Consider the following 6117-nt stretch of genomic DNA (forward strand, 5'->3'; position numbering starts at 1 on the left):
AACTTTAAACTCTAAGACAAACATTTTACGCAGGGGGGACTTAGACAAAATCAGTATAGCACAATAAAAGTTAAGTTAACAAGATATAGTTTAAAAAGCCGTCCTAAAAGGACGGGGCTTTAACCCAAAATTTCGGTAAAATCGAGGGTCTTCCCCTGACATTTATGATAAAATCAAGAGGCCGACTGACATCTGAGAAGCGATAGCAACCATGACAGGTGTGGACTTACAGCAATTATTACTAGAAAAATGGGGTCGTTCCTACGATATCCAGCTACGACGCATCAAAGATAAGGTTCATGTCCAGGTAATGTGGAAATATCTCGAACAAGCTTCTTTTCCCCTCTCCGAGTCCGAATATCTGGAACATCTCAATGCGATCGCTAATTATCTCCACGAATGGGGTGGTTTTAGTCAATTTCAAGCTTTTATCCGCGAAACCCGCGAGCGTCCCCGTCTCGGTAAAGCGGTTAGTCTGGCCTTAGATCTAGGTGAAAGGGCATCGGAATGGCTGATCAGTGATCAGTGATCAATTTGAGATCAGGCAAGAGGCACTCTTGCAAGAGGCAACACCCCTCCTGGCCCCCCCGATGTCGGGGGGGTTGGGGGGGCGGGGGAGATTCAGCTAATCTAAGGAGAGGCGGCTACAATGGGTCTTAGCTCACCAAATCCCTTTCTAAGGGTACCGATTAACTGCCAATCCAACCTGAAAAACCCTGTTATGTACTGTTTCTCCCCATTCCCCCACTTCCCACTCCCCCATCCCCTTCTCTAGACACAAAAAAAGGCGTTAAGCTTAACCTTAACGCTTGCCTTTGATTCAATGGCAGTGACTAGCTCTTGCGACGAGCGAAAGCGCCAACACCAGCAACGGCTAAGATACCGAGGATAGCAGAAGGTTCGGGGGTTTTAACAATGCGTTTTTGTGTGTAGGTGTTAGTGAACGCATTGACCTGTGCACCAGCACTGGTGACTTCGATCTCATCGAGGATGAACAACTTTGTTATTCCAGCGGGAATAAGAACCGGAGAGGGCGTGGTGCCATTGACTGATGACAGAAGACCGATATCCGAATTCCCAATGGTGGTTCCAGAGATGTACTTCTTAGTAGTAATCCCCGGAAGTTGCCCAGCCACGTCCACACCCAAGGAGACCGCGTCGAACATCGCACTACTACTCGGTGCGATTTCCACGGTGTACCCTAGGGTGAACTTACTGCCAACGGTCGCGGGCAACGCTGGACCCCGAGTGTAAGTCAATCGGTGTACGTCTTGTCCTCCCGATTGGGAGACAGAGATGGTTATCATTGAGTTAAGAAAGTCAGCCTGATCAGAAGTGTGTGGGTCGGAACCTTTGTACAGCTTATCCATATCGAGGCAGCCGTTAGGGAGCGCAAGGAAATTCGGAAGCATCTGAAAATAAGGACACGCCGCCTGCGCTTGGGCGGGGGCAGTATTGGCAAAGCCGAAAGCGGCAACGCTGCCAGCGATAGCAAGAGCGCCAGTGGTTAGTCGTCTAGAGATGTTTGTGATCATTTTAAGTGGTTTGTTACTTTTTATTAGGGCAAAGTACGTAGACTACGCACTCTAGTATAGTTATAACCTTGGACAGATGAAATGTCAAGTTAATGGAATGAAAAGAAAGTGAGATGCTCCCCAGTAGGGTGCGTTAGCGTAACTCACCAAAAACCTTTCTTTGTGGTGCGTTACGGCAATATTCAGAGCTTGATTTTTGCCCTAAAAACAAGGGATTGCCTAACGCACCCTACCCAACTACTAGAAGCATAACGCAATCGCAACAATGCAATCTACTTCGGTTATCGTACAGCCCTTATCTAAAGACTTGTGTGATTTGAAGCGGTCAAGGAAGTATTTATGGTCACAGGTAAGCTAAAACGCAGATGATTACACCTCGACCTAATATTATGTCAAGACTAAAAGTTTTTCTAGTTAGGGTTTGCGGCAAAAAGTTTTTCGGTGGGGGCAGGGTGTGGGGTGTGGGGTGTTAGGGTGTTAGGGTGTTAGGGTTTTAGTTGAAATTCCCCATTCCCCCATTTCCCCATTTCCCCACTTCCCTACTTCCCCACACCTTTGAAAGAGGATTTAGTATTAGTGGTAACAGCAGCTACCCAATTTTTTTTGGTATTTGCTATGCTGATTGTTAACAATTTGTAATCTTTGGGAAATTTCCTCAATACTGCATGGTCGTTTCTGCTACAATTCCACCCCTAGCTCAAGATACCCTCGCCCTGAAAGCGGTGTGGGCAAATGTCGGCTATGATAGTTGTCCCTACCATTACAATTTCCATCTCCACACCCATTGTTCCGATGGTCAAATGAGTCCCCAAGACTTGATGAGACAAGCGTTAGATATCGGACTAAAAGGATTAGCAATTACTGATCATCACTCGATCGAAGGTTATCGACAAGCCCAAATTTGGCTAGAAAATGAGCATTTAAAGGGTTCTCTACCCCATCTCTGGACAGGGGTAGAAATTACGGCGAATCTCTTAGAGACAGAAGTGCATATTCTTGGCTATGGTTTCGATCCTACTCATACCGTTTTGACTCCCTATCTGCAAAGAGCCAAACCGGAAGGAGATCTAGCTTTGGCCTCTAGAGTCATTAACAGTTTACAGCAAGCGGGGGCCCTAGTGGTTCTCGCCCATCCCTTTCGTTACCATCGCCCCGCGGCCGATTTAGTAGCGGCGGCGGTAGAATTGGGTATTGATGGTATTGAGGCCTTTTATGCCTACGGCAATCCCAAACCCTGGCTACCGAGTCAACGGGAAACCGAACAAGCACTCGCTCTTAGTCGTCAATATCAATTATTCGCCACCTGTAGCACCGATTCCCACGGTAAATCTTTATTACAGCGCATTTAGCCTGATCCCGGGATTAACTGTAAAATAACTAAATTGACTAAACTCGCTCCCTTCTCGATCGAGTGTTAGTTTTTTATGGCCGTTGCTCAGTGATCAGTAATCAGTAACCAGTAACCAGTGAAAGAGCCTAAATTTGTTGAAAATTGAAAACTTAAACCTGATAACTTAAAACTTAAACCTGATCACTGATAACTGATAACTGATAACTGATAACCCCCTGAATGAAAGATTTATTCCTTTACACTTGCTGGTTAATTCCCATTTATGGCTTAATTGGTTCGATTTTAACCTTGCCTTGGTCTTTAGGCATTATTAGTCGCACCGGTCCGCGGCCGGCCGCTTATATTAACCTATTGATGACCGTATTAGGGTTAATACACGGAACGATCGCTTTTAATCAAATTTGGCATCGAGAGACGATTAAACTGACTTTTGAATGGGTAAAAGTGGCCGATCTTAGTTTATCCCTTTCGATCGAACTTTCTCCCGTCAGTTTGGGGACGCTGGAAGTGATTACCCTCATCAGTCTCTTGGCCCAAATCTATGCCCTTGGCTACATGGAAAAGGATTGGTCTTTGGCGAGATTTTATGGCTTAATGGGCTTTTTTGAGGCAGCTTTGGGGGGAATTGCCCTGAGTGACTCCCTACTATTCAGTTACGCTTTCCTAGAGATGTTAACAGTCTCTACCTATCTCCTCGTCGGTTTTTGGTATGCCCAACCTTTGGTAGTAACCGCGGCCCGAGATGCCTTTTTAACCAAGCGCGTCGGCGATATTATTTTATTGATGGGTTTGGTGGCTCTGTCCAGTTACGGAGAAGGATTGAGTTTTTCTCAGTTAGAAAATTGGGCAGTAAATAACCCTGTACCGCCTCTGACGGCGACTTTGTTAGGATTAGCCCTTATTGCTGGTCCAACGGGTAAATGCGCCCAATTTCCCCTGAATTTGTGGCTAGATGAGGCGATGGAGGGACCAAATCCAGCCGGAATCATGCGGAATTCGATCGTGGTTTCGGCGGGGGCCTATGTTTTAATTAAGCTGCAGCCGGTGTTTACCCTATCTCCGATCGCTGCCAATGTTTTAATAGTGTTGGGGACAATGACGGCAATCGGTACTTCTCTGATGGCCTTATCCCAAATTGATATTAAACGGGTTTTATGCCACTCCACCAGTGCCTATCTCGGTTTGGTCTTTATTGCGGTGGGATTAGGTCATGTGGATATCGCTTTACTAATTTTATTCTCCCATGCGATCGCAAAAGCTTTATTGTTTATGAGCGCAGGAGCCTTAATTCTCACCACCAGTAACCAGAATATCACGGAAATGGGAGGAATTTGGGCAAGAATGCCGGCTACAACCACGGCTTTTTTAGGAGGTTCCGCGGGGATGACGGTTTTAATGCCCCTGGGGATGTTTTGGACATTAAAACGGTGGTTAAGTGGTGAATGGGCGATTCCTTGGTGGTTATTAGCGGTTTTAATCTTTGTTAATTGTCTTAGCATCGTCAATCTTACTCGGGTATTTCGTTTAGTCTTTTTGGGACAAACCCAAAGTAAGACCCATCGCACCCCGGAAGTGGCTTGGCCGATGGCTTTGCCCATGGTATCGTTGATTTTAATCGTTTTATTGGCCCCGATTATTCCCCTACGTTGGGATTTTTGGCTATCTTTCACCAATCCTCTCGTTAATAACCAGAGTTTTACTATTGTCTGGGGTTTTCCCTTACTGATGGCCTCTGGAGTAATTGGCCTAGTTATCGGCTCAATGGTAGAGTTAAGACGAGCTTGGGCGAGACCAACCGGGTTAATACTGCGATTCTTGCAGGATTTGTTCGCTTATGACTTCTATCTCGATCGCATCTATCAGTTTACCGTGGTTTTAGCCGTGGGAAGCCTGTCAAAAATTACCGCTTGGCTCGATCGTTATATTATTGATGGTCTGGTTAATTTGGTCAGTTTAGCGACGATTTTTAGCGGCAGTGCCTTAAAGTATAATGTTTCCGGTCAATCACAGTTTTATGTCTTGACTATTCTATTCGGAATAGGGGGATTAATCTGGCTCTTATTAAACGGTCAATGGTCACTGATAACTGATTATTGGTCATCCCTTTTGACTCGTTGAACCCTGTGGCAACTTTTGCCCCTCTATTTTAACCTAAACATTGGGAATCTTCGCTAACATTCCTCAACTGGGCCCACAAGAGCGGCATCGTACTTAAAGTCACAGCTTCAATCAATCTGCATGGTGCGTTCCCAAAAATCGATCGGTGGAGCAGTAAGACCCCCATTAGGGAACGCACCCTACGGCTCTCTAACGTTTGAATTAACCAGCAATTATTGTAGGTTGGGTTGACGCAAGGAAACCCAACAAAGAGTAATCTTTGGGGTGGTTGGGTTTCGCTTTTTCAAGCGAGTTGAGCTATTTTCGACCCAGTATTGTTTCGCTCAACCCAACCTACGAGGCGAGGCGATCGCACTACAAGATCGGTGATCGCACTGTAGCCATGTTTTTGCCAGTTTTCTGCCCCGAAACAAGCTATAATGGTCGAAGGGTCAAATTTGAAAAATTTTGCCTCAAACCCTATCTGCGTAAGGACTTCAGGAGTTTGTGTCCAGTAGTCCATTGGTATTATATTGCTTTAACTCAGGCTGTGTAAGACTTTTAGCCATAGCTAGTATATTTATACGGGGGAAGTCCAGTTCTATCAGCAGCCGATCAATTTGATTCAACTCATGTTCTTTAAAGCCTCGGTTCTTTTCTAGGAAGACGGGAGCGAGACAAAATTTCGCAATTTGCTTATCCCTCTTGATATGTTAAAATTATGGTGATTAGGCTGATCAACTCCGCTTATGGATGAAAGCTTTGAATGGGATGAAGATAAAAATCTTTTAAACCAACAGAAACACGATGTTTCCTTTGAATTAGCCCAATACGCATTTTTTGATCCCAACAGAGTTATCGCACAAGATCTGGCTCACAGTCAAGAAGAAAATCGATTTTACTGTATGGGACAAGTTAGTCACTAACCCCGCCCTAAAAGGGACGGGGCTTGCCTAGACCAATTTAGGCGACGCAAGTAGAGACTACCGCATCGAGACACAATCTGGCACAGACTTCCGAATACTTCCCTAGTTCGGATTACCTCTAAGCTTTATTGGTAAAGCGTTGTTAGACAAGACATCTTGATTGTGTTGCGGAAAGGGACTTTAACTTTACTCTTAAGGATTATCTCCA

At 45.2% G+C, this 6117-nt stretch carries 5 protein-coding genes; 4 read left to right on the top strand and 1 reads right to left on the bottom strand.

Going from position 1 to position 6117, the window contains the following annotated elements; translation table 11 throughout:
* The first annotated feature begins 211 nt into the window (after window positions 1-211).
* Window positions 212-529 carry a DUF3067 family protein gene (locus tag O9295_RS22210; protein WP_002756874.1) on the top strand — a complete coding sequence of 106 codons (318 nt, stop codon included), beginning with the start codon at window positions 212-214 and terminating at the stop codon, window positions 527-529.
* Window positions 530-833: 304 nt separating this feature from the next.
* Here O9295_RS22210 and O9295_RS22215 read toward each other — a convergent pair whose 3' ends face one another.
* On the bottom strand, window positions 834-1535 hold the full coding sequence (locus O9295_RS22215; RefSeq protein ID WP_288035435.1) for a PEP-CTERM sorting domain-containing protein: 702 nt from the start codon (window positions 1533-1535) through the stop codon (window positions 834-836).
* A 665-nt stretch (window positions 1536-2200) separates the two neighbouring features.
* Here O9295_RS22215 and O9295_RS22220 point away from each other — a divergent pair.
* The 3 genes from O9295_RS22220 (at window position 2201) to O9295_RS22230 (ending at window position 5909) form a co-directional block, all read left to right on the top strand.
* Window positions 2201-2884 carry a PHP domain-containing protein gene (locus O9295_RS22220; protein WP_004162466.1) on the top strand — a complete coding sequence of 228 codons (684 nt, stop codon included), beginning with the start codon at window positions 2201-2203 and terminating at the stop codon, window positions 2882-2884.
* 221 nt (window positions 2885-3105) lie between these two features.
* On the top strand, window positions 3106-5004 hold the full coding sequence (locus O9295_RS22225) for an NAD(P)H-quinone oxidoreductase subunit F (RefSeq protein ID WP_288035437.1): 1899 nt from the start codon (window positions 3106-3108) through the stop codon (window positions 5002-5004).
* Window positions 5005-5732: 728 nt separating this feature from the next.
* The gene (locus tag O9295_RS22230; RefSeq protein ID WP_288035439.1) at window positions 5733-5909 is read left to right on the top strand and encodes a BrnT family toxin; all 177 of its coding nucleotides are present in this window, start codon (window positions 5733-5735) and stop codon (window positions 5907-5909) included.
* Window positions 5910-6117 lie beyond the last annotated feature (208 nt).

The organism is Microcystis sp. LE18-22.4A, from assembly GCF_027531105.1.
GTDB classification, from domain to species: Bacteria; Cyanobacteriota; Cyanobacteriia; order Cyanobacteriales; family Microcystaceae; genus Microcystis; species Microcystis aeruginosa.